This is a genomic window from Roseibium sp., from assembly GCF_051016195.1.
Classification (GTDB): Bacteria; Pseudomonadota; Alphaproteobacteria; order Rhizobiales; family Stappiaceae; genus Roseibium.
Map to the genome: position 1 here is coordinate 3,757,474 of NZ_CP134616.1, position 23,072 is coordinate 3,780,545.

The 23,072-nt window shown below is 59.3% G+C and carries 19 protein-coding genes and 1 pseudogene; 16 read left to right on the forward strand and 4 right to left on the reverse strand.

Annotation, left to right across the window (positions count from 1 at the left end; all coding sequences use genetic code 11):
- Nucleotides 1-145: 145 nt before the first annotated feature.
- The 8 genes and pseudogenes from RDA78_RS17140 (at nt 146) to RDA78_RS17175 (ending at nt 10,127) form a co-directional block, all read left to right on the forward strand.
- On the forward strand, nt 146-844 hold the full coding sequence (locus RDA78_RS17140; RefSeq protein WP_434051028.1) for a TIGR03032 family protein: 699 nt from the start codon (nt 146-148) through the stop codon (nt 842-844).
- Between the two features lie 1,498 nt (nt 845-2,342).
- Nucleotides 2,343-2,591: pseudogene (locus RDA78_RS17145) on the forward strand (alcohol dehydrogenase catalytic domain-containing protein); the annotation flags it as partial.
- Nucleotides 2,592-2,860: 269 nt separating this feature from the next.
- Nucleotides 2,861-3,355, forward strand: a complete 495-nt coding sequence (locus RDA78_RS17150) for a zinc-binding dehydrogenase (protein ID WP_434051029.1) — start codon at nt 2,861-2,863, stop codon at nt 3,353-3,355.
- 865 nt (nt 3,356-4,220) lie between these two features.
- A complete protein-coding gene (locus RDA78_RS17155; RefSeq protein WP_434051030.1) occupies nt 4,221-6,527 on the forward strand; it encodes a cytochrome P450/oxidoreductase in 2,307 nt (768 codons plus the stop codon).
- Nucleotides 6,528-7,187: 660 nt separating this feature from the next.
- On the forward strand, nt 7,188-7,523 hold the full coding sequence (locus RDA78_RS17160) for a ribbon-helix-helix domain-containing protein (protein ID WP_434051031.1): 336 nt from the start codon (nt 7,188-7,190) through the stop codon (nt 7,521-7,523).
- 68 nt (nt 7,524-7,591) lie between these two features.
- Nucleotides 7,592-7,987 carry a VOC family protein gene (locus RDA78_RS17165; protein WP_434051032.1) on the forward strand — a complete coding sequence of 132 codons (396 nt, stop codon included), beginning with the start codon at nt 7,592-7,594 and terminating at the stop codon, nt 7,985-7,987.
- A gap of 22 nt (nt 7,988-8,009) precedes the next feature.
- On the forward strand, nt 8,010-8,534 hold the full coding sequence (locus RDA78_RS17170; protein WP_434051033.1) for a Twin-arginine translocation pathway signal: 525 nt from the start codon (nt 8,010-8,012) through the stop codon (nt 8,532-8,534).
- Between the two features lie 21 nt (nt 8,535-8,555).
- Nucleotides 8,556-10,127, forward strand: a complete 1,572-nt coding sequence (locus tag RDA78_RS17175) for a GMC family oxidoreductase (protein ID WP_434051034.1) — start codon at nt 8,556-8,558, stop codon at nt 10,125-10,127.
- A 95-nt stretch (nt 10,128-10,222) separates the two neighbouring features.
- On the opposite strand, the gene RDA78_RS17180 is transcribed toward RDA78_RS17175, so the two are convergent.
- Complete coding sequence (locus tag RDA78_RS17180; protein WP_434051035.1) at nt 10,223-11,155, reverse strand: T6SS effector amidase Tae4 family protein; 933 nt, start codon at nt 11,153-11,155, stop codon at nt 10,223-10,225.
- 622 nt (nt 11,156-11,777) lie between these two features.
- Here RDA78_RS17180 and RDA78_RS17185 point away from each other — a divergent pair.
- From RDA78_RS17185 to RDA78_RS17195, 3 genes are all read left to right on the forward strand, one after another.
- Nucleotides 11,778-12,944 carry an ABC transporter substrate-binding protein gene (locus tag RDA78_RS17185; RefSeq protein ID WP_434051036.1) on the forward strand — a complete coding sequence of 389 codons (1,167 nt, stop codon included), beginning with the start codon at nt 11,778-11,780 and terminating at the stop codon, nt 12,942-12,944.
- 201 nt (nt 12,945-13,145) lie between these two features.
- Nucleotides 13,146-15,623 (forward strand): methyl-accepting chemotaxis protein, encoded by a 2,478-nt coding sequence (locus tag RDA78_RS17190; RefSeq protein ID WP_434051037.1) that lies wholly within the window; start codon nt 13,146-13,148, stop codon nt 15,621-15,623.
- 202 nt (nt 15,624-15,825) lie between these two features.
- Nucleotides 15,826-16,236 carry a GlcG/HbpS family heme-binding protein gene (locus RDA78_RS17195; RefSeq protein ID WP_434051038.1) on the forward strand — a complete coding sequence of 137 codons (411 nt, stop codon included), beginning with the start codon at nt 15,826-15,828 and terminating at the stop codon, nt 16,234-16,236.
- A 54-nt stretch (nt 16,237-16,290) separates the two neighbouring features.
- On the opposite strand, the gene RDA78_RS17200 is transcribed toward RDA78_RS17195, so the two are convergent.
- Both RDA78_RS17200 and RDA78_RS17205 read right to left on the reverse strand, forming a co-directional pair.
- On the reverse strand, nt 16,291-17,322 hold the full coding sequence (locus RDA78_RS17200; RefSeq protein ID WP_434051039.1) for an L-idonate 5-dehydrogenase: 1,032 nt from the start codon (nt 17,320-17,322) through the stop codon (nt 16,291-16,293).
- A gap of 7 nt (nt 17,323-17,329) precedes the next feature.
- Nucleotides 17,330-18,277: a 2-hydroxyacid dehydrogenase gene (locus tag RDA78_RS17205; protein WP_434051040.1), complete on the reverse strand. Its 948-nt coding sequence runs from the start codon at nt 18,275-18,277 to the stop codon at nt 17,330-17,332.
- A gap of 82 nt (nt 18,278-18,359) precedes the next feature.
- Here RDA78_RS17205 and RDA78_RS17210 point away from each other — a divergent pair, with 82 nt between their 5' ends.
- From RDA78_RS17210 to RDA78_RS17230, 5 genes are all read left to right on the forward strand, one after another.
- Nucleotides 18,360-19,127, forward strand: a complete 768-nt coding sequence (locus RDA78_RS17210) for an SDR family oxidoreductase (protein ID WP_434051041.1) — start codon at nt 18,360-18,362, stop codon at nt 19,125-19,127.
- Between the two features lie 17 nt (nt 19,128-19,144).
- Entirely contained in the window at nt 19,145-19,627 is a 483-nt protein-coding gene (locus RDA78_RS17215) for a gluconokinase (protein WP_434056170.1), read from the forward strand.
- Entirely contained in the window at nt 19,624-20,511 is an 888-nt protein-coding gene (locus tag RDA78_RS17220; protein WP_434051042.1) for an NAD(P)-dependent oxidoreductase, read from the forward strand. The genes RDA78_RS17215 and RDA78_RS17220 overlap by 4 nt, the downstream gene beginning before the upstream one ends.
- Nucleotides 20,508-20,840 carry a hypothetical protein gene (locus RDA78_RS17225; protein ID WP_434051043.1) on the forward strand — a complete coding sequence of 111 codons (333 nt, stop codon included), beginning with the start codon at nt 20,508-20,510 and terminating at the stop codon, nt 20,838-20,840. Before RDA78_RS17220 ends, RDA78_RS17225 begins: the two co-directional genes overlap by 4 nt.
- 126 nt (nt 20,841-20,966) lie before the next feature.
- Entirely contained in the window at nt 20,967-21,983 is a 1,017-nt protein-coding gene (locus tag RDA78_RS17230; RefSeq protein ID WP_434051044.1) for a LacI family DNA-binding transcriptional regulator, read from the forward strand.
- A gap of 21 nt (nt 21,984-22,004) precedes the next feature.
- Here the strand turns inward: RDA78_RS17230 and RDA78_RS17235 are convergent, their stop codons facing one another.
- Nucleotides 22,005-22,952, reverse strand: a complete 948-nt coding sequence (locus RDA78_RS17235; RefSeq protein WP_434051045.1) for a LacI family DNA-binding transcriptional regulator — start codon at nt 22,950-22,952, stop codon at nt 22,005-22,007.
- Between the last annotated feature and the right edge of the window lie 120 nt (nt 22,953-23,072).

Consider the following 23,072-nt stretch of genomic DNA (forward strand, 5'->3'; position numbering starts at 1 on the left):
GCCCGGGTGGGCGGCCACTCAATTCGTCAATTGACGCGGCCTGATCTTCGGATCCTGCGGGATCCGCTGCTTCGGAAGCGCAAGCTCCGCGGCGTGGTTCCGCCGGTTCACGGCTTACCGAAACGCCGCTGAAACATGGCTTTGCATGCCCGTGCATTCTTTCCGGCCCTTGTGGAAACCTCCGTTCATTTCCGAATTGACAGCGGACGACCGATGTCATCTGAACGGTCTTGCCATGGAAGCAGGGCATCCCCACTACGTGACCGCCGTTTCCCGCTCGGATGTCGCTCGCGGTTGGCGGGAAGAGCGCAACGAGGGCGGTCTGATCATGGATGTGGCGACCGACACGGTGCTGACGGAGTCCCTGTCCATGCCGCATTCACCGCGGCTTCACAAAGGCAGGCTCTACGTGCTCGATTCCGGACGCGGCAATCTCTGTCATGTCGACCGCACAACAGGGGAGACTGAGCCGATCGCATTTTGTCCCGGATTTCTGCGGGGTCTCGCGTTTCACAACGACCACGCCATTGTCGGCCTGTCCTTGCCGGGGACCAGATCCTTTACCGGTCTCGAACTGGACAGAACCCTGAAGAAGAAGAGAACCGACCCCTGGTGTGGTGTGCAGATTGTCGATCTCGAGTCTGGAGAGGTTGCCGAGTGGATCCGCCTATCGGGAGACGCCGATGAGCTCTTTGATGTCGCGGTGCTGCCGAATGTCCGCTGCCCGATGGCGCTGGATTTTGTCAGCAAAGATATCGAGGCAACGCACAGTCTCCCATCCGGCTATGCGCAGATGAAAACTCCGCATGCGGCCGATCTTGTCGCGGTGTCTGCGAACGGGTGAAAAGCAGGGGTGCCCAGGTCACTTAAGATCGTGTCGACAGACGTGGTACGCCCAGTCCCATCGCCGTCAACTCATGTGAGCCCAATTAATCCGTTTTTGCCGGGCGTGATCCACATCTGACCGGCCACGGGTCGCACTCACGTTCGTCCGGGGTGACGAAAGAGAGTGTGATGTCCCCCAAACGTCATCCCGGCCAGGCGGAGCGCAGAACCGGGATCGGGGAGGCACGGAGGCTGCGGCTCCTGCTGCTGTCTGGTGCTTTCCGGCAGGTCCGGGTTCTTCGGCCCCGGGTCTCACGATGTTCGCCCGGAGTGACGAAGGAGAGTGTGATGGTCCCCCAAACGTCATCCCGGCCAAGCGGAGCGCGAGCCGGGATCGGAGAGGCACGGACGCCGCGGTTCCTTCCAAGTGTCGTCCGACAGACCCGGGCTCTCCGGCCCCGGGTCTCACGATGTTCGCCCGGGGTGACGAAGGAGAGTGTGAGGTTCCCCCAAACGTCATCCCGGCCAGGCGGAGCGCAGAGCCGGGATCGGGGAGGCACGGACGCTGTGGCTCCTTCCAAGTGTCGTCCGACAGACCCGGGCTCTCCGGCCCCGGGTCTCACGATGTTCGCCCGAGGTGACGAAGAAGAGTGTGTTGTTCCCCCAAACGTCATCCCGGCCAGGCGGAGCGCAGAACCGGGATCGGGGAGGCACAGACGCCGGGGTTGGGTAGGCACAGACGCCGGGGTTCCAGCCGAGTGCAATTCGGCCGGGGGGCCAGACGAGAGCAAACCCCCCGGGCTCACTCACGCTCGCCAGGGCTGACGACGAAGTGTTCCCGGTTGCTTCGAACCTGATCGGGAACCCAGTCCATGGTGGGGCATTCTGCAAGAAAGATCGCTGAAGCACGAAGTCAATCAACAACCAGAGCGACTGGCTCTGGAAACGTTGATTTGGCTGTTGGTGCCAAATCGGCATTCCGGCTGTTCTCAGGCAAGTTCGCAGTCCTTAAAAGGATGGGCCGAGAGATGGTGGACAAGACTGTTCGAGCCCTGTCCACTTCTAAATTCTTTTCACGAAACGCAATGAAGGTCACCTTATATATTTGAAGACAATAATAAATCTCAAAAAAATTTTCGGAAATATTAGGGGCGAAGATCTTCTTTTCTGTAAGTATATTACTTTTTTACCATTTGCTTGCTAATACTGGCAGCGTGTGGGGGCGTCGGTGAAGTGAGGCGTCCGTTATATGATTTCAGTTTTAATCGTCGCCGGGGCGTACCCACGTCCGGCATCATTTTCCGCATGCCAAGTGCCGTGGAGCGACGCAGCACCGGCTTCGACGGTCAGAAAATCCTCCGGGTCCTGCAAGATCGCTTCCGATCGGCCGAGCCAGTCCATGGCCGGGCGGCTACTGGAATTCTGCGGCGCGTTTTTTCAACGCAATCGTAGCCTCGCGCCTGAAGGTGATTTCCGGCACAAAGGGCCCTTTTGCGAAAGAGGGGACCGTCCCGGCAATGATTGAGTTCCAATCCGAAACACGCAGTGAGCAGACGGGCGGGGCAGCTTTTTACGGTAAGGACCAGGAAAGACCAAAACCGGGCTCCGACGAAGTGTTGATCAAGGTGCATGCGGTCTCCGTCAACCCGACGGACTTCCTTGCCGAAGACGGAAAGAGCTTGGGTGTCGTGAAAACGAAATATCCTCACGCCCGTGGGCTGTGCGTCTCTGGTATTGTCGTTTCAAAAGGGGCAAACGTTGCCTCCCACAATCTGGGTGACGCGATTTACGGCCATGTGCAGAACGTTGCACTTGACGCCTGCCCGGAGTTTCTTCTCGCGCATGCGGCTTATGTCAGGCAAAAGCCTGTCAACACCGATTTCCGGGCGGCTGCCGGTCTGCCGCTTGTCGGAAGCGCGGTCTCCAGGCTTTCGAGAAAGCGGGTCTCAAGCCGGGCGACCGCGTTCTGGTCCATGAGGGCGGCGCTGCGGTCGGTGCGATTGCTATTCAGTATGCAAAATTCCTGGGTGCCACCGTGCTCACCACAACAAGCACGGAAAATGCGGATCTGGTCAGGGAGCTTGGCGCTGATGACGTGCTGGACTATCAACTCGTGGACTACAGGGACACGGTGCGCGATCTGGATATCGTTCTGGACACGCTCGGCGGTGATGCCACCTTTTCCGCTTTCGACGTGATTAGATCCGGAGGCGCGGTCATCAGCCTGTTTGGTCCCGTCGACGACAATGCCGCGAAACGGCTTGGCCTCAATCCATTGATGCGGCAGGTTCTCTGGTTCAGGGGACGTGACCTCAGGCGCAAGGCAAAGGCGAAAAACGCGAGATACACCTTCGTTCCGATGAACCTGGACTACACGCATCTGGCGACGATCAGGGAACTGGTCGAATCCGGGATGGTCAGACCGGTGGTCGACGCCGCCTGCTTTGAATATTCAAACGCCATGGAAGCGCTCGCCTATCAGGGCAGGGGCCGGGCCAAGGGAGCGATCATCGTCGATTTTGCGGGATAGGCAGCAGGAGGGCCAGCACCACCAGTGTCGTCAATTCGCGTGGAAACGATTGGTCCGGTCGTCACAATGGTCACGGATGAGCCGTCCTTGCCAGTCGTAATCTAATGCTCTCCAGCCCCGGGGTCTCACTGCATTCGCCCGGGGCGACAACCGAGAGTGCGATGCTCTTCCAAACGTCATCCCGGCCAAGCGGAGCGCAGAGCCGGGATCGGGGAGGCGCAGACGCTGGGGTTCCAGCCGAGTGCAGACCGGCAGACCCGGGCTCTCCGGCCCCGGGTCTCACTCACATTCGCCCGGGGTGACGAAGGAGACGGCGGCATTGCCGCCATTGTCATCCCGGTGTGCTGCGCAGCGGCAAGACCGGGAGCCAGTATTCCGTGCGGTCGAATGCTCATGCAAAACGCAGAAACAAGGGGTTGCCGGGTTCCGGCCTTCCGCTGCGCTTCAGCCGGAATGACAAGTTCATTAGCTGGCGATCGCCTCACGAGATCCATCTCAGTTTGAACCCGAAAGCAATGGGTCAGGCCATGCACTGACTGGCAGAAGAAGATGTGCGCCAGAGACATTCTATCCGCAGATCTCAGCCCATGAAACCAAAGTTGGAGGAAAACGCCGTCCGGGTTTCACTCGTTCCCCGCTGGTCCTGCCATGGCTTGACCAGGGCATCCATGCCGCTCGGATTTTGCCTGGCAGGGCGCGCGTGGGTGCAATGCCGGCACATCCCGAGGGAGCACGGGAGCGCTGTCACAGGGAACAGGTCGCCAAAGCCCCAAAAGGGCAACTTTACAGCACACGTCGCGTGGTCCAGCATTCTTTTCTATAGTGCACGCAGACTGCTGAAGATGTCACGAAGCAAGGGTGGATCATGACGGAATTGAGCGAGGCGGACGGTATGTCGAAGGAAGACGGCGCGTGCCCGTTTTCGCGCAAGGCGGCCGAATTTGATCCGTTCGACGCACCCTACCAGGCCGACCCTGCCGAGGCGCTTCGCTGGGCGCGTGCGCAGGCGCCCGTGTTCTTCTGCGAAAAACTCGGATACTGGATTGTCAGCCGCTATGAGGACATCAAGGCGGTTTTTCGCGACAACATTCTTTATTCGCCCTGCATTGCCCTGGAGAAGATCACACCTGCTCCTCCGGAGGCGATGGAGGTCCTGAAGAGCTACGGCTATCAGCTCAACCGGACCATGGTGAACGAGGACGAGCCTGTGCACATGGAACGCCGGCGGGTGCTGATGGACCATTTTCTGCCCGAAAACCTGGAAGCCAATCAGGAGATGGTGCGCCGGTTGACCCGCGAGAAAATGGATCAGTTCATCAACAGCGGTCGTGCCGACCTCGTCGACGCACTGCTCTATGAGGTGCCGCTCAATGTCGCGCTGCATTTCCTGGGTGTGCCCGAGGATGAAATCGCGGTCTTCAGGACCTTTTCCGTCGCACATTCCGTCAATACATGGGGCAAGCCGACCGACGAGGAACAGATCGCCGTCGCCCATTCCGTCGGTCAGTTCTGGCAATATGCGGGCAAGATCATCGAACGGATGAAACAGGAGCCGGACGGCACCGGCTGGATGCACGAAACCATCCGGAAGAACGCGCAAATGCCGGATGTGGTGACCGACAGCTACGTGCACTCCATGATGATGGCGATCATTGTCGCCGCGCATGAGACAACTTCCCTTGCTTCTGCCAACATGTTCAAGACGCTCCTGGGCCACCGCCAGGCATGGGACGACCTGTGTGACGACCCCAGTCTCATTCCAAACGCGGTCGAGGAATGCCTGCGTTTTTCGGGGTCCATCGTTGCCTGGCGCAGGCAGGCGACGGCACCGGCGCGTCTCGGGGGGGTGGCACTGCCGGAAGGGGCAAAACTTCTCATTGTCCAGGCGTCCGGCAACCAGGATGAGCGCCACTTCGAGGACGGTGACACGTTTGATATCTACCGGGACAACGCGGTCGATCACCTTACCTTCGGCTATGGCAGCCACCAATGTATGGGCAAGAATATCGGCCGTATGGAAATGCGGATCTTCCTGGAGGAATTCACGCGCCGCCTGCCGCATCTCAGGCTCTCGGAACAGACGTTTTCCTATGTTCCAAGCGCATCATTCCGCGGCCCGGAAGAGCTCTGGGTCGAATGGGATCCCGGCAACAATCCCGAGCGGCGCGATCCTGGGCTGGCCCGGGGCGATCGACATTTTCCTGTCGGTCCGCCGCTGCGGCGCGACATTGCGCGCAAGGTCAGGGTTGCCGAAATTCGCAAGGAGGCCAAGGACGTTGTCGGCCTCAGGCTTGTGGATGCCCGGGGCCGGGCCCTTCCGAACTGGAGCGCCGGAGCGCATGTCGAGCTTTCGGCCGGCGGATATGACCGCAAGTATTCCCTTTGCGGTCAGCTGGGAACAGATGGCTACGATCTTGCAATCCTGCGCGAGGACAACGGGCGTGGAGGCTCCGCCCATATCCATGATGCAGTGAAAGCGGGCATGGAACTGCGTTTGCGCGGGCCGCACAATCTTTTCCGGCTGGACGAAAGCGCAGAGGACTACATCCTCGTTGCCGGGGGCATCGGCATCACGCCGATTATCGCAATGGCCGACCGTCTGAAGGCGATCGACAAGTCTTATCAGATTCACTATTGCGGCCGTTCGCGGCAGACCATGGCTTTTGTCGAGCGCCTTCAGCGGGACCATTCTGGGCACCTGTCGATCCATGCAGGGAGTGAGGGGCAGCGCGCAGATCTTCGGCGGATCGCGAATGGCCTGCCGGAAGGTGGGCAGATCTACGTTTGCGGGCCGGAGCGGCTCATTGCCGCCGTCGAACAGCTGACGGCGCACCTGCCCGACGGGAGCTTTCATTTCGAGTTCTTTGCAGCCGCGAGCGCCGGTCTCGACCCGGCCAGGGAACACGGCTTCGATGTCGATCTCGCCGATTCGGGACTGAAGCTCAGCGTTGCTGCGGACGAGACGCTGCTCGATGCCATTCTGGCAGCGGGTATTGATGTCGCCTGCGATTGCAGGGAGGGACTATGCGGAAGCTGCGAAGTCACGGTCCTGGAAGGTGACATCGACCATCGGGACATGGTTTTGACACGCAGCGAACGCAACGAAAACCGGCGCATGATGTCTTGCTGTTCCCGCTTAAGAAATGGCGGCACGCTGAAACTGGCGCTTTAGGTGATGAACTGTTTTGTGGAAGTTTGGGTGGCATTGCGTTCGCCGGCAGACCCGGGCTCTCCGGCCCCGGGTCTCACGATGTTCGCCCGGGGTGACGATGGAGGGCGTGATGTTGCTCCAAACGTCATCCCGGCCAAGCGGAGCGCAGAGCCGGGATCGGGGAGGCACAGGCGCCGGGGTTCCTTCCAAGTGTTGTCCGACAGACCCGAGCTCTCCGGCCCCGGGTCTCACGATGTTCGCCCGGGGTGACGAAAGAGCGTGTGATGGTCCCCCAAACGTCATCCCGGCCAGGCGGAGCGCGAGCCGGGATCGGGGAGGCACAGGCGCCGGGGTTCCTTCCAAGTGTCGTCCGACAGACCCGGGCACTCCGGCCCCGGGTCTCACTCACGCTCGTCCGGGGTGACGAAGGAGAGTGTGATGGTTCCCTCAAACGTCATCCCGGCCGAGCGAAGCGTGGAGCCGGGATCGGGGAGGCACAGGCGCTGGGGCTCCAGCCGTGTGCAGTCCGGCCGGGGTATCCAGAGCCGTTCACGGGCTCACGTAGCGGTGGCTGGCGCTTCGCCGGTCTCTGGATCATAATGATCTTCTTCGTGTGCGAGCACGGACGCCAGCGGAGCATCTTGCTTTGCGAGCCAATAAACTGACACCGGGAGGAACAACATGTGTCAGATTTTTGCGGGACAGGATCCCGAACGCTATGCCACACAGACGCGCAGCATGCGCCTCAACGGGCAAAGCACCAGCATCCGGCTGGAAAACGCCTTTTGGGAAATCATCGACGAGATCGCGCGGCGGGACAATGTCTCGACCCCGACATTCATTTCCACGCTGCACTCGGAGGTCCTGCAGTTGCGCGGCGAGCCGACAAACTTCACGTCTCTGCTGCGTTGCGCGTGCCTGAAATTCATCGAAGTCAATCCCGGCATCAGTGTCTCTGACATGATGCCCCAGGCCTTTGAAGAACCTGAGCCGGAGAAAAAGTTCCAGGTGGTATAAGTATACCACCCACCTAAGTCCGCACCTTCTACCCTTCTGCTTGGTCACAGCAGCGGGAGGTAGGTCTCTTGGCCAAAGCAATTCACTCCATGATCCGCGTTCTGGACGAAGAGCGGTCACTCGCCTTTTACCAAAAGGCATTCGGACTGACCGTCAAGGACCGCCTGGATTTCCCCGAATTCTCTCTCATTTACCTGAGCAACGCGGAGAGCGAATTCGAGCTCGAGCTCACTGTCAACAAGTCACAATCCGCCCCGTATGAACTCGGTGACGGTTATGGCCACTTTGCGGTCTCCGTCGAAGATCTCGATGCCGAACACGCGCGTTTCGAGGCCGAGGGGCTCAATCCGAGAAAACTTGTCGAATTCGCGCCGGCCGGAGAGCTTGTCGCCCGGTTTTTCTTCGTTGCGGATCCGGACGGGTACCAGATCGAGGTGCTCGAGCGGGGCGGCCGCTTCAAATAATGATCAAGAGGGAGGAGAGAAAATGAAGAAGGCAGACGGGCCGAAGGGCCTCAGCCGCAGGCAGTTGCTTCTGAGTGCAAGCGCGGCAGGCGCGTCATTCGTGATCGGATCGGGCTTTATCGCCGCCAAGGACGCGGCCTGGGCGGCAGAGGTGACAACCTTGAAACCGCAGACCTTTGCGACACTGGTGCAGATGGCCCGGGATATCTATCCGCATGACCGCATCGCAGAAGAGTTCTACGTGATTGCGGTTCAAGGTTACGACAACACGGATCTTGCCGAAGAGGTCGAAGCCGGAATAGCCGCCCTCAATGCGGCGGCCCAGGGCAAGGGACATGATGGTTATCTCGGCGCCGGATGGGAGCGCGACAGGGTCGATATTCTGCGAAACATGGAGGAAAGCGCGTTCTTCCAAAAGATCCGCGGCGGCCTCGTGACCGGGCTCTACAACCAGAAAGCGGTCTGGCCGGTCTTCGGCTACGAAGGCGAAAGCTATTCCAAGGGCGGTTACATCGACCGCGGTTTCAACGATATCAACTGGCTTTGAGCCGTAGGGGAGGAGAGAACTATGGCTGCACCATTTGATCTGAACGACGACACAGTGGTCGTTGTCATCGGAACCGGCGCCGGCGGCGGCGTCCTTGCCAACGAACTGGCACAGAAGGGCGTCAGCGTGGTCGCCCTGGAAGCTGGCGGACGCTACCTGCCGGAAGACTACGTCAACGACGAGTGGGAAAGTTTCGGGCAGCTTGCCTGGGTGGACCCGCGCACGACCAGCGGTGACTGGCGTGTTTCAAAGGACTTTTCCGGACTTCCGGCCTGGATCGTCAAGGCCGTCGGCGGCACGACCACGCACTGGGCCGGGGCGTCGCTTCGCTTCCAGCCGCACGAGTGGAAGGCTGCGACAACATACGGGGATGTTCAGGGCGCGAGCCTGCTCGACTGGCCGATCGATGCGGAAGAAATGGACCCGTGGTATGCCAAGGCCGAGGACAAGCTGGGCGTGACCCGGACCAATGGCCGTCCGGGACTTCCCGGCAACAACAACTACCTTGTGTTCGAGAAGGGCGCGCGGGAGCTTGGCTACAAGGATGTTCACACGGGCCGAATGGCGATCAACGCCGAGGATTTCGACGAACGGCTGCCTTGCCAGCAGACCGGTTTCTGCTTCCAGGGATGTAAATGGGGAGCGAAGTGGTCCGCCGCCTATACCGACATCCCCCGCGGAGAAGCAACGGGGAATCTGGAAGTGCGCGAGCGCGCCCACGTTGCCAGGATCCTGCACAACCCGGAGGGAAAGGTGACCGGGGTCGAATATTTCGACAAGGACGGCAACCTGCAAATGCAGAAGGCCCGCGTCGTCTGCGTGGCTGGAAACTCCTTTGAATCCCCGCGCATGCTGCTGAATTCGGCGTCCACGATGTTTCCGGAAGGACTGGCAAATTCCTCCGGGCAGGTCGGCCGGAACTACATGCGGCACATGACAGGTTCCGTTTATGCCGTCTTCGACAAGCCTGTGCGGATGTGGCGCGGCACGACCATGGCCGGGATCATTCAGGATGAATCGCGCCATGATCCTTCGCGCGGCTTCGTTGGCGGTTACGAAATGGAGACCCTCGCGCTGGGCATTCCGTTCATGGCGGCATTCCTTGATCCGGGGGGCTGGGGCCGTGAATTCACGTCCGCACTGGACCAATATGAAAACATGGCCGGGATGTGGCTCGTTGGTGAGGACATGCCGCAGGAAACCAACCGCGTGACACTCAACCACGAGGTCAAGGATCAATGGGGCCTGCCGGTCGCCAACGTGCATTTCAGCGATCATCCCAATGACATCGCCATGCGTAATCACGCCTACACGCAGGGCGCGGCGGTTTACGAGGCGGTCGGGGCGACGCGCACGTTCCCGACGCCGCCCTATCCGTCGACCCATAACCTGGGCACCAACCGCATGTCGGAAAATCCGAGGGACGGGGTGGTGAACAGGTGGGGACAGACGCACGATATCGCCAACCTGTTCATTTCGGACGGGTCGCAGTTCACGACCGGGGCGGCGGAAAACCCGACGCTGACCATCGTTGCACTTGCGATCCGGCAGGCGGATCATATCGCGCGGGAAATGAGCGCGGGCACGCTCTAGGGTTCAGCGCCACCAAGTTCTCCGGAGGTCTCTCGGGGCCTCCGGAAAATGGCCGGAACAAAGGTGACGTGCGGGTTTCGCGCGCCCGCACCGGTTCAGGCCGGTATCTGTAGAAACAAAAGTTCCCGCCGGATGTTCCGGAACCAGCGGCTGCTCGAAGGGCCTTCGCCCGGCTCGCGCTCGCCCGGGCCGTTGTAATCGAGCCGGTCGTTCATCACCCGGGATCCGTCCCAGAAATCAATGTGGTCACCGGCGGAGCCATCCGTACGCTGAAAGCAATCCTCAAAGTAAATGATACCCGGGCGCCCGGCGAGCGCGCGCTCGATCTGTACGGCCGTCAACGCGTTGGCGCCGGCTTTGGAATACCGATGGAAGTTCCATAAACCGCGAAGGTAGCCGATCAGGCGGGACGCGCTGGCATTGTGCGCGACACCTGTCCCGCACCTCCTGTTCGATGCGGTATGCGTGTAACGGATCCTCGTGCGGTCGAAATGAAAGCCGATGTCGCTGCGCATCAGGGCTACGCTCATGCGGATCGCACACTGATTGGTTATTCCCTGTCCGCATGGCAAGCCGTTGACCTCCCTGAAGCGACGGTATTCGCGCAGGAGAACGGCCGCGCTCGGCAATCTCAGCGAACCTGGTCCCAGCGTCTGTGCGTTTTCGGCCCGGGGCGTTACGACAGGCGCGGGTGTGATGCTAACCGGAACAGGCTGGTGCGGCGCTTCCCGGTCCAGCGCCTGCCAGGTCAGCCGTCCGGCGATACCATCGCCACGGCCGTCGTCGGCCTGTCCCTGCATTTCCTGAAACCTGGAAACAGCCGCAACGGTTTCGCCGCCATAATCTCCATCAAGCGTTCCGTCCGACCGGACGGAGCGGCGCATGGTGGCGGCGTTCACTGCGATAAGCGCGTTCTGAAGAATTCTGACAGCTTCGGTGTCGCGTTCACCTCGGCGCATTGGCGGCGCATTTTCCGAGGCGTTGCGAATTCGCATATTGTCCCTGAACAACGGATTGGTGAGTGGCATCGTAGAGTTTCCTCAATGAATATCCGGATCGCTTTAGGTCAGTTGCCGAATTCAGGTCGTGATTTGCATCACTTTCGGGAGCAATACTGCCTTGGACTTTTTTATTTCCATATTTTTTTCGAGATTACGCAAGGGAAATCGAAGCAAGGCGCGACGTGATTTAGGTAAACACCTCCAGGACGTATTCACAAAAAACGGCAAGAAGCTGAGCTGAATGACAAGGCGGAACACAACCAGCGAACGACCATACGTGGCGTTTTGACTTTGCAACTGCATAGTAGCGACGCGAAAATCATCGAGTTCAGGCCAGATTACCGGAGTAGATGAAATGTATTTCCAAGAATTTAATGACTCATGGTCAAGTAATTAATATCAAGTTTCAATGCAAAAAAGAGAGAATTAAAATTCTCATAATTTTTTCGAGTAAAGTTTTTTTGCGATTCTTAATAAGTTAGAGTGGTTTATTTAAACTCGAGCCATATATTTTTTCATCTTGTTTTGGTATCGTAATATTTCACCACAGAAGTGTAATTTTCTCAAATACAGGTTATTAATACTTTCGTACTACCTTGGGTTTACGGCGCTTGTTTGTGCGCTGCACACTCTAGGGAGACTTCAAACGATGTCTACATTGCGAAATGCACTTGTTTCTACGCTGGCCGCATCTCTTATGATGTCGTTCGGTCCGGCGCTTGCTGAAGATGGTGTCAGCGACACCAAGATCCTGTTCGGCCAGGCGGCTGCTCTTGAGGGTCCGGCAGCTGCACTGGGTACCGGAATGAAACTTGGCATTGAAGCAGCCTTTGCCGAGGCAAATGCTGCAGGCGGCGTACATGGCCGCATGCTCGAACTCGTCAGCATGGATGATGGTTACGAGCCGGATCGCTCCATCGCGGCGGTGAATACGCTGATCAACGACAAGAAGGTATTTGGTCTGATCGGTCCTGTCGGAACGCCGACCTCCAAGGCGACGCAGCCGATCGCGACTGCTGCCAAGGTTCCGTTTGTGGGCCCCTTCACAGGTGCAGGCTTCCTGCGTGATCCGGCGCATGGCAACATCGTCAACGTCCGCGCGACCTACGCTGCCGAGACCGAGGCATGGATCGAGCACCTGAACGGTGCGCTCGGCCTCGACAAGATCGCCATTCTCTATCAGGACGATGGTTTCGGCCGCGTCGGTCTCGCCGGGGTTCAGGCCGCCATGGAAAAGCGCGGGCTGGAACTGGTTGCCGAAGGCACATACCAGCGCAACACCACAGCTGTTAAGTCCGCTCTGCTTGAAATCCGCAAGGCAAAGCCGCAGGCCGTTGTCATGGTCGGCGCCTACAAACCGATTGCCGAATTCATCAAGCTTGCCAAGAAGGTCAAGATGGATGCCGAGTTCGTCAACATCTCCTTCGTCGGTTCGAAAGCTCTCTCGGCTGAACTCGGTGAAGCGGGCGAAGGCGTGATCATCTCGCAGGTTGTTCCGTTCCCGTGGGATACGACTGTTCCGCTCGTGAAGGAATACCAGGCTGCTCTCAAGGCAAAGGATCCGTCTGCTGAGCCCGGTTTCGTCACGCTGGAAGGTTATGTCGTCGGTCGCCTGGCGGTCATGGGCCTGGAAAATGCCGGCAAGGACGTCACCCGCGAGAACTTCCTGAACGCTTACTGGAACACCGGTAACTTCGACATGGGCGGTGTCACGCTATCCTTCGGTCAGGACGACAATCAGGGCATGAACGACGTGTTCCTGACGACCATTCAGAAAGACGGCGGTTTCTCGCCGATCGACAAGCCGGCAAGCTAATCCGGCGTGGCCGCTGGCCCGGTAAACCCGGGCCAGCGGCTTTCATTTTTCCATCTGGGGTCAGGTGATAGGGCAGACATTTGTTCTGAGAGGACTGTCGGGGATATGGCTGGGTACAGAAACATATTTTCTGGTTTGCTTCCAAAAGGTTCGGCTTTGAAGTTGAGAACCCGGGGTAAGCTCTTTTCTGCATTTGCAGGTTTGGTCCTGCTGACCGCAACAGCGATCGGCATCGGGCTGTTTTCATTCCAGCGGGTGGAGAGCGGATTTTCGGACCTGTCTGAAAACAGGCTTCCCTCGATTGAAAACGCGGCCCAGCTGGCGCTGACCAGCACGGAAGTCGCGACGGCAGCGGCGGCTGTTGCCAACAGTGTCACGCTCCAATCGCAGGAAGTGTCCTTCCGGGCCCTTCAGAATTCGGTGTCCCTGATCGAACAGATCGAATCCACGTTCGTTGCATCGGACGCGAACCGGGACATTGTCAACGAGCTCTTTTCGCAGAGCCAGACATTCCAGGAGCGCCTCGGTGTTCTTGACCAGGCGACAAAAGAGAAGATTGCCGCGCGTGAAGCGAAAGACGCGCGCATGGCAGCCCTGTTCAAGGCCTATGACGGTGTGAACAGTGCGATCACGCCGATCGTCGATGATGCCTATTTCACGGTCGTCCTGGGTGGAGAGGATGCCGCCGCGCAGAGCAGGGATCTGGTCGACAATCTCGCCAACAAGGAAATGGCCAAGCTGAGGCTTTATCTTGAGCTGCGGGCGGAAACCAACCTGCTTGTCGGTCTCGCTGAAACGGTCGCCTTTGTCGATGATCCGGCACTGCTGACGCTGTTTGAAGACAAGATCATCGCCACGCGAACGAAGATCGCGGAATATCGAGACGAACTGGCGTCCATGGAGCTGGTCACCGGCGCTGAAGAGAATTTCGATCAGCTTGCCGCGCTCGTTGACAAGACGCTTGCCAAGAGCGGCTCCGGGACGATTTCATCCCATCAACAGAAAAAGACCCTTCATGAAGCCATCGGCCTGCAGAAGGCCATCGACGATGCGCTGATCATGCAGATCGACGACCAGCTGTTCACACTGACCATCGATACCGAAGAGGCCGTTACGGAAAACTCGGCGATTATCTCCGATCTTCTCAACAACCAGGTCGGTCAGCTGAAAACCACGCTTGAAGCGCAGGCGTTCGCAAACAAGTTCGTCGCGACCCTCGTTCAGGGAGGACTGACGGAAGACGCGGCCCTGCTGGTGCCGCTGCAGGAGAAAGTCACCGCCGACGCAAAACATATGCGCGACGGCCTGGATGCCCTGGGGTCTGAAGATATCCAGGCACAGCTTGAGCAACTTCTCGCCTATGGCGATCCGAATAACGGGCTCCTCAGCGATCACCTTGAAGAGTTGAAAAGCACCCAGAAGTCGAATGAACAGGTGACGGAAATGTTCACCGCGGTTGAACGCATCGGCCAATCGGTGGCATCGCTCATCGAGCTGGAACTGGCTGCGGTCGATCAGGCCACGGAGCAGATCAACGCGCTTCTCGACAACGGATCGATGGCACTGATTGGGATCGGGATCGCGAGCCTTGTCATCGCGGCGGCTATCGGGCTCTTTGTTGTCGACCGCGGTCTCGTCAAGCCGTTGCTCGGTCTCGTCAACATCACACGCGATCTGGCCGACGGTCACCTTGACGTTCATGTCGCCGGAACAACGCGCAACGACGAGATCGGCGATCTCGCAAAGGCGGTGGAGGTGTTCAAGGAAAATGCGATCGAGCGCAGCAACCTTGAGGCCGTATCTCGCGAAGAGCAGACCGCGCAGCTCGAGCGGCAGGCGCGGATCGACACGATGATCACGGAGTTCCGGGACGAAATGGAATCCGTCCTCGGAAACGTTACCGCGAACATGGAGCAGATGCAGGCCACCGCACAGGTGCTGAGCCAGATCTCCAGCGAAACCACGTCGCAGGCATCCGAGGCGGAAAGCAGCTCGACTGCCGCTTCCGACAATGTCGGATCCGTTGCCGCGGCGACGGAGCAGCTTGCGGGATCGATCGCCGAAATCGGCGAGCAGGTTTCGCGGGCGACCGAAATTGTGACCAACGCGTCAAGCAGTGCCCGCATGACGACCGAAAAGGTCTCCGAGCTTGCGGAATCTGCGAACAAGATCGGCGAGGTCGTGACCCTGATCCGCGCGATCGCGGAGCAGACCAACCTTCTGGCGCTCAATGCCACGATCGAGGCTGCGCGCGCAGGCGAAGCCGGAAAAGGCTTTGCGGTGGTTGCCGCCGAGGTCAAGGAACTTGCGACGCAGACATCGAAGGCAACCGAGGAAATCGCCACTCAGATCGAAGCGATCCAGTCCTCGACCGCCGACTCGGTGGTCGCCATCCAGGAAATCCGCGACACGATGGAGCAGGCCGACGAAACGACGTCAGCCATCGCTGCAGCAGTCGAGGAGCAGGATGCGTCGACAGCGCAGATCTCGCGCAATGTCCGCGATGCGGCGGAAGGAACCCAGGGTGTTGCCAACAACATCTCCGGCGTCATGAACGCGGTTGCCGAGGCGGCCCAGTCCGCCGGCCAGGTGGAAGTGGCATCCAACGAAGTTGCTGATCACGCGAAACACCTCAAGGGTGTTGTGGACGACTTCCTGGCGAAGGTTGCCGCGGCCTAGGGGACATCCCACGGACTTTGAACTGCCCGCTCAAACAGGCAATTCATTGGAGACAAAGAAAAAGCGGCACTAGGTGCCGCTTTTTTGCTGTGCCGCTTTTGTTTGCCCGGATTTCGGAAGGCGAGGAATGCACCAGACGGATTGATTTCCGGACTGAGGTTGTTATGTTATCGATAACAAGTTGAGACAATCAGGAGCTGACATGAGCTTTGTCCGGGAAACGAAAGTGTTGACGCATCAGGGTGCGCTGGCGGTCTTGATGGCGGCGGTCGAAAAGGCAGAGGCGGTGGGTCAACCTCAATGCATCGTCATCGTCGATGCAAACGGCGAGGTGCTGGCAGAGATCCGCATGACCGGGGCAAAGTTTCTGAGCCGTAAAAGCGCGCTTGCAAAGGCCTTGACGGCGGCCTCGATCGGCAATGAAACCTTGAGCGTCCCGGAAGGCGTGCGCACGGGCATCGGACTAGCAACCGAAGGCAAGGTTACCGGATTGCCCGGAGGCCTTCCAATCCGGCTTGACGGCGTTCTCCTCGGAGGCATCGGGGTCGGCTCCGGATCGGGCGAGCAGGATATCGAGGTGGCAAGGGCGGGGCTCGCCGCCATCGGAGCTTAGCGCAGGGCCAGAGCGGTCCGGCGCTGTACTCCAGGGCGTGTGACCGGCGGCGGGTCAGGTGAACGCGATCTGCGCCTTGACGGCCTGGCTTCTGTCGCTGGCAAGTTCAAAGGCGGCGACTGCTTCTTCGAGAGGCAATGTCTGCGTGATGAAGGGTTTCACGTCGATCAGCCCCTTTCGCATCAGGCTCACAGCCGTGAAGAACTCTTCGTGAAAGCGGAAAGATCCCTTCAGTTCCAGTTCCTTTGCGGTAATCGCCATCATCGGCAGGCTCATGTCACCGCCCAGACCGAGCTGGATGATCTTGCCGCCAGGACGCATTGCGGCGATTCCGGCCGTCAGCGCAGGTGCGGCGCCGGAGCATTCGAACAGCACCTCGAACGTCCCCTTGTTCGCGTTAAAGCGGTCCAGCCCGTCTGAATTCTTGGCCATGTTGATGGTCACGTCCGCGCCGGCCGTCCTTGCCATGTCCAGCGTGAACGGGCTGAGATCCGTTGCGACGACAAGATCCGCGCCCGCCCGCCGCGCGGCCAGGATACATAGGATCCCAATCGGGCCGCAGCCGGTGACCAGAACCGATTTGCCCATCATGTCCCCGGCCTGCCGGGCTGCATGCAGGCAAACCGACAGGGGTTCGGCCATGGCGGCCTCGCCGGATGTCAGGCCATCTGCGGGTGCGCATTGCGACGCATCGGCAACCAGCACCTGGCGGAACGCACCCTGGATATGCGGGAAGGGCATGGCGCTGCCGTAAAAGCGCATGTTGAGACACTGGTTGTGGCGGCCCTCGTTGCAGAAGCGGCAATTGCCGCAGGGCCGGGACGGGGACACGGCGACGAGCTGTCCAACCGAAAGTCCCGTCACGCCATCGCCGAGCGCGGAAATGTGGCCGGAGACCTCGTGGCCCAGGATCATCGGCTCTCTGAGACGTATAGGGCCGAACCCGCCGTGATTGTAGTAGTGTAGATCCGAACCGCAGATGCCGCCCGCGGCCAGTCTGATCTGAACCTCGCCCGGGCCGGGCTGCTGTTCGTCCTGCTCTTCGATCCGCAGGTCTTTTTCCGCGTGAATGACGATCGCTTTCATGGCTGCCTCACAGAACCGGTGTCAGCAGGTCCTGACCTGCAAAATGTGCCTTGAGATTGTCACGAACCAGTTTGCCCATGGCCTTGCGGGTCTCCACGGTGCCGGAGGCGTGGTGCGGTTGCAAGAGCACGTTGTCGAGCTCAAGGAACCGCGGATCAAGCGCCGGTTCGCCCTCGAAGACGTCCAGTGCCGCCGAGCCCAGGCTTTTGCTTTCCAGCGCATCCAGCAGTGCAGCTTCATCAATGTTTGACGCCCGGCTGATGTTGATGATCATGCCCTCCGGGCCAACGGCCTCGATAACCTCTCGGTTGACAATATGCCTCGTCTGCGCGGACGCAGCCAGCGTCACGAAGAGGAAATCCGACTTCTTCGCGAGTTCCACGGGATCTGCAACGAAGGTCCAGTCGGGCGCATAATCTTTCGCTGCGATGTCGGAATAGGCGATCTCGAGATCGAACCCGGCGAGCCGCTTGGCAACCTCGAAACCGATACGTCCAAGGCCGAGAACCCCTGCGCGCTTGCCCCACACCCTGCTTTTCAGGGGATAGAGGCCCTTTTCCTGCCAGCTGCCGTCCCGGACCCAGGTTTCCGCACCGATCATGCCGCGCGACTGAACGAGCATCATAGCCACACCGAGGTCGGCGACGTCGTTGGTCAGAACATCGGGTGTGTTGGTAACGCGAATGCCTTTTTCCCGGCACGCTTCCAGATCCACGGCGTCGTAGCCGACACCATAAACGGAGACGACTTCAAGGTTCGGGCAGGCCTCAATCATGGCGCGATCCGCTCCGAGTTCACCGCGTGTCGCGATTCCCCGGATTGAACTGCCCACGCTTTGCAGAAATGCGGCAGCGTCGGACGCTTCGAAGTATTTATGCATGTTGAAGGCGTCTTCCAGCGGGACCTGGTCCCAGTCGGGATAGGGGCCGACCTGAAGAATGTCTGGCTTGCTCATTTTGGGCTCTCTCGGGTTGACAAGTTATGTTATCGATAACATAACAAAAGAAAGTGTCAATTGTTTCTGTAGAGGAATTCAGATGAGTCTCGCCTTGTTCGACCTGTCCGGCAAACGGGCATTGATCACCGGATCGTCCCAGGGGATCGGATTTGCGCTTGCCCGCGGCATGGCGCAGGCCGGTGCTGAAATCGTCCTGAACGGACGCGACAGCGCGAAGCTGGCGACAGCAGCCGATACGCTGAAATCGGAAGGCTTCAAAGTCACGGACCTTGCGTTTGATGTCACCGATCACGATGCGGCGCGGAAGGCGGTTGACGATTTCGAGGCCGGCACGGGTGCAATCGACATCCTGGTGAACAATGCCGGCATGCAGCACCGCACGCCGCTCGAGGATTTTCCGGCCGATGCCTTCGAGCGGTTGCTGCAAACCAACATCGCCTCCGTTTTCAACGTCGGCCAGGCCGCTGCGCGGCACATGATCAAGCGTGGACGGGGAAAGATCGTCAACATCTGTTCCGTCCAGACCGCGCTCGCCCGTCCCGGCATCGCACCCTACACGATGACCAAGGGAGCCGTGGCAAATCTTACCAAGGGCATGGCGACCGACTGGGCCAAATACGGTCTGCAATGCAATGGCCTGGCCCCGGGATATTTCGACACACCGCTCAACGCGGCGCTCGTCAACGACCCGGAGTTCAGCGCATGGCTGGAAAAGAGGACACCGGCCGGTCGTTGGGGCAAGGTGGAGGAACTTGTCGGAACCTGCATCTTCCTGTCTTCGGACGCCTCGTCCTTCGTGAACGGAACCACGGTCTTTGTTGACGGTGGCATCTCGGTGTCGCTGTGACCGCTGCCTACGTGATCATGGGTGTGTCCGGATGCGGAAAAAGCAAGATCGGACAGGCGTTCGCCAAGGAGGCCGGCGCAGAGTTTTTCGATGGTGATGATCTGCACCCTGCTGAAAATATTGCCAAAATGAGCCGTGGCGAACCGTTGAACGACGCAGACCGCGCACCATGGCTGGACAAGGTCGGTGGCCAGCTCGCGCAGGCGCAGGAGCCAATGGTGATCGCGTGTTCCGCGCTCAAGCGGATCTACCGCGAACGCATCCGCACCAGCGCGGGCAAGCCCGTGACCTTTCTGTACCTGGAAGGCACACGGGAAGTCTTGAGCGAACGCATGAAACATCGCGACGGGCACTTCATGCCGGTCGCACTTCTGGACAGCCAGCTTGCAACACTGGAGCCGCCTGACGCCGATGAGCTGACGGTCAAGGCGTCGATAGATCAATCCCCCGATGCGGTGGTCGCGGAGCTGCTCCTGAAACTTCAAAGGGAAGCAAAATGAGTGAAAACGTCGCCTTGATAGGCGCTGGTGCCATGGGCGGTGCCATTGGAACACGTCTCCTGGAAACGGGTAACAGGCTGTGCGTCTTCGATCTCGACAAGGAGAAGGTCGATGCACTTGTCGAAAAAGGAGCGGTGGCCGCATTGTCCGCCGCCGACGCGGCCCGGCAATCCGACTTTGTCATCACAAGTCTCAACTCGGCTCGGATCGTCGACATCGCCGTCTTCGGAGACAACGGCGTCGCTGCAGGAGCAATGGATGGCACTCTTGTTATCGACATGTCGTCAATTGACCCTGAAGCGACCAAGGTTCTTGCCGATAAGGCGACGGCCAGCGGCATCCGATGGGTGGACAGCCCCCTGTCCGGAGGCGCTCCCAAGGCGCTGATCGGCGAATTGACGCTCATGGCGGGCGGAGCCGAGAAGGACGTGGCCGATGCCCACAAGGTGCTCAGGCACGTCAGTTCGAACTACACGCATATGGGGCCCTCGGGTGCCGGCCAGACGACCAAGCTGATCAACCAGGTTCTGTGCGGGCTCGGGTTTCTCGCCGTTGCCGAGGCAACGCAGCTTGCGCTTGATGCAGGCGTCGACGCCGCCAAGATCCCGACGGCTCTCAAGGGCGGCCGCGCAGACAGTGCGCTGCTCCAGGAGTACATGCCGCGCTACGTGGAGCGCGACTACCGGCGCACCGGCAGGATCGACAACATGGTGAAGGACCTCAACGGCGCGCTCGATCTCGCGCGCGTCAACAACACCGCCATGCCGCTGACCTCGCTCTGCGCGGAGATCCACAGAATGCTGACGGCAGCCGGTCTTGGTGGAGAAGACGAGGCGGCGCTGATGGAGTTTTTCAAAGGACCCGATAAGGAGCAATTCAAATGATCACGCGTTTCGCCTTGTTCGAAGGCAGCGTCAAATCCGGCAGGACGCCTGAATTCCGGGCGGCGGTCACCGAACGGCTCGTGCCGCTCTGGCGTCAGTTTCCCGGCAACAGCGATGTCAGGGTGATGTTCGGCGAGGACCGGGACGAGGGGGCTCCGGAATTTCCGCTCATCCTGGCGATCACCTATCCGGACAAGGAGACAATGGCAGGCGCGCTTGAGAGCGATGCCCGCAATCGGTCGCGGGAGGTGACCGGCGAAATCGTCTCAGAATTCTTCGACGGGCGCATCCATCACCATGTGACAGAGGCGAACGAATACACCGGGTGAAATTGGAGCGGGCATCGTGCCGACAACCTTAAATCCTGTGTCTGACCTTTGCGGGCCCTTCGCTGCGATTGCAGCGAAGGGCCCGTTTTGCGTATTTTGGGGCAACAAGAATCGTGCGGGGGATGAATGCAGCGCGCTGTGACGATGAAGGATGTTGCGCATAAGGCCGGTGTGTCCGTGATGACAGTCAGCCGGGCCTTCAAGCAACATGCCTCCGTGGGTGAGGAGACCAGAAAGCGGATCCTCAGGATCGCCGAAGATCTCGGGTATGTCTTCGACAGCAATGCGGCGACGTTTCGCTCGCAAAGGACCGGTTTCGTTGCGGTGGCCATTCCGTCCATCAACAATGCCAACTTCGCGGACACGGTGGGAGCGATGTCGGAAGTTCTCAAGAAGGCGGACCTCCAGGTGCTTCTGGGCTACAGCAACTACGACATTCAGGAAGAAGAAGTGATCGTTGAACAGTTCCTGCGGCGGCGGCCTGAAGCGATCGTCCTGACCGGGGGGCGTCATACCGAACGCACGCGCCGGCTTCTCGACCGGGCCAACATTCCGGTGATCGAGACATGGGACCTGCCTGAAGACCCGATTGATCACGTGGTCGGTTTTTCCAATGCGGCAACCATGCACGATCTGGTCGGACACCTTGTTGCAAGCGGGCGCACGCGGATCGCCTTCATTGGGGGTGATACGGACGGGGACACGCGCGGCGCTGACCGCAGGCGGGGCTTCATCAGGGCGATGGAAGAGCGGTCCTTGTCTGCTGATCGGCTGATCGGTGCGGGTGACCCGCCGATCTCGATGCGCGAAGGAGCCGACGCAATGTCCAGATTGCTTGAGGACCTTCCTGATACCCAGGCCGTGATTTGCGTGTCGGACCTGTCGGCATTCGGAGCACTGACCGAATGCGCCCGCAAAGGCGTGAAAGTTCCAGAAGACGTCGCCGTTGCCGGCTTCGGCGCCTACGATATTTCGTCGATTTGCGTTCCGACCCTGACGACGGTCAATCCGCGACCGGAGGAAATCGGTCGAAGAACCGGGGAACTGATCCGAAGTTTGCTTCGAGGTGATGGTGCCGGAAGCGGTGTCCCGGTGCGGATCGGTATCGAGCCGGAACTGAGCATCGGTGAATCAAGCACCTGATCCTGAAGCAAAAAAGTGTTCTCAGACCGTGTCTCCCGTCACGAGACGAAAACCGACATCACTGACGGCATTGGCCGTGTCTCCCGAAATCTTGAGGAGCAGGTTTTCCGCTGCAAGCTGTCCAATGCGCAAATGGTTCACCTGCACCGTTGTCAGGCGGTAGGGCAGGACCGAGGCAATCGGTAATTCGCCCCAGCCCGCAATGCCTATATCCTGCGGCATGCGGATGTTCTGGGCCTGGCAGAAATGAACCGCTCCAATTGCCATGTTGTCGTTCTGAAAGAATATGACCTCGACATCCGGGTCGGACGAGAGCAGTTGTTCGGTACCGTAGAAGCCTGGATAGAACCCGGGAATATCGTTCAGACACAGTTGTCTTGTGAGTTTTCCACCGCCGTCTTCAATGGCTTTTGCGTATCCGTTCAAGCGGGATGTCGCGGCATTTGCTGCATCGTGGGACGTGCCGACATAGCCGAAACGTGCATACCCCTTCGACAGGAGAAAACGGCCCATATCGTAGCCGCTGTCGAAATGGTTCAGTCCGACGCTCATGTCGATCGGGCTCGAATTCAGATCCCATATTTCGACAAGCGGAATATTTGCGCCCTGCAGAAGCTGCACGGCGCGCGGCGTGTGTGCCCGTCCGGTCAGGATCAAACCGGCCGGTTTCCAAGACAGCACAGTCTCGATCCAGTTCTCTTCTTCACGCAATTCATGCTGCGTCATCCCGAGGACCGTCTGGTGATTGAAGCTGACAAGCTTGCGGTCGATCCCCTCCAGCACATGGGTGAAAACCTCGTTGCCGAGGTCGGGAATGCTGACGCCGACAAACGTCGTGCTCTTGTCGCCGGCAAAGACAGTCGCGATGCGATTGGGCAGGTATCCCAGGCGCTCGACTTCGGCCATGACCTTGACCCGGGTCTTTTCCGAATATCCGCCTTCCTCACGCAGGACCCTGCTGGCAGTCATTTTTGACACACCCGCTGCCTTCGCGACCTCAGAAAGGCTTATCTTATTGGTTTTGCTAGCTATTTTTCATCTCGTTAATTTTTACGTTATCGATAACTTTTTTATTGACTTCGATATGTG

Excerpts from the sequence above, each read along its gene's own strand:
- RDA78_RS17140 (WP_434051028.1), top strand. The coding sequence starts at position 146 with ATGCCCGTGCATTCTTTCCGGCCCTTGTGGAAACCTCCGTTCATTTCC.
- RDA78_RS17155 (WP_434051030.1), top strand. The coding sequence starts at position 4,221 with ATGACGGAATTGAGCGAGGCGGACGGTATGTCGAAGGAAGACGGCGCG.
- RDA78_RS17160 (WP_434051031.1), top strand. The coding sequence starts at position 7,188 with ATGTGTCAGATTTTTGCGGGACAGGATCCCGAACGCTATGCCACACAG.
- RDA78_RS17170 (WP_434051033.1), top strand. The coding sequence starts at position 8,010 with ATGAAGAAGGCAGACGGGCCGAAGGGCCTCAGCCGCAGGCAGTTGCTT.
- RDA78_RS17175 (WP_434051034.1), top strand. The coding sequence starts at position 8,556 with ATGGCTGCACCATTTGATCTGAACGACGACACAGTGGTCGTTGTCATC.
- RDA78_RS17180 (WP_434051035.1), bottom strand. The coding sequence starts at position 11,155 with ATGCCACTCACCAATCCGTTGTTCAGGGACAATATGCGAATTCGCAAC.
- RDA78_RS17185 (WP_434051036.1), top strand. The coding sequence starts at position 11,778 with ATGTCTACATTGCGAAATGCACTTGTTTCTACGCTGGCCGCATCTCTT.
- RDA78_RS17195 (WP_434051038.1), top strand. The coding sequence starts at position 15,826 with ATGAGCTTTGTCCGGGAAACGAAAGTGTTGACGCATCAGGGTGCGCTG.
- RDA78_RS17200 (WP_434051039.1), bottom strand. The coding sequence starts at position 17,322 with ATGAAAGCGATCGTCATTCACGCGGAAAAAGACCTGCGGATCGAAGAG.
- RDA78_RS17205 (WP_434051040.1), bottom strand. The coding sequence starts at position 18,277 with ATGAGCAAGCCAGACATTCTTCAGGTCGGCCCCTATCCCGACTGGGAC.
- RDA78_RS17210 (WP_434051041.1), top strand. The coding sequence starts at position 18,360 with ATGAGTCTCGCCTTGTTCGACCTGTCCGGCAAACGGGCATTGATCACC.
- RDA78_RS17215 (WP_434056170.1), top strand. The coding sequence starts at position 19,145 with ATGGGTGTGTCCGGATGCGGAAAAAGCAAGATCGGACAGGCGTTCGCC.
- RDA78_RS17220 (WP_434051042.1), top strand. The coding sequence starts at position 19,624 with ATGAGTGAAAACGTCGCCTTGATAGGCGCTGGTGCCATGGGCGGTGCC.
- RDA78_RS17225 (WP_434051043.1), top strand. The coding sequence starts at position 20,508 with ATGATCACGCGTTTCGCCTTGTTCGAAGGCAGCGTCAAATCCGGCAGG.
- RDA78_RS17230 (WP_434051044.1), top strand. The coding sequence starts at position 20,967 with ATGCAGCGCGCTGTGACGATGAAGGATGTTGCGCATAAGGCCGGTGTG.
- RDA78_RS17235 (WP_434051045.1), bottom strand. The coding sequence starts at position 22,952 with ATGACTGCCAGCAGGGTCCTGCGTGAGGAAGGCGGATATTCGGAAAAG.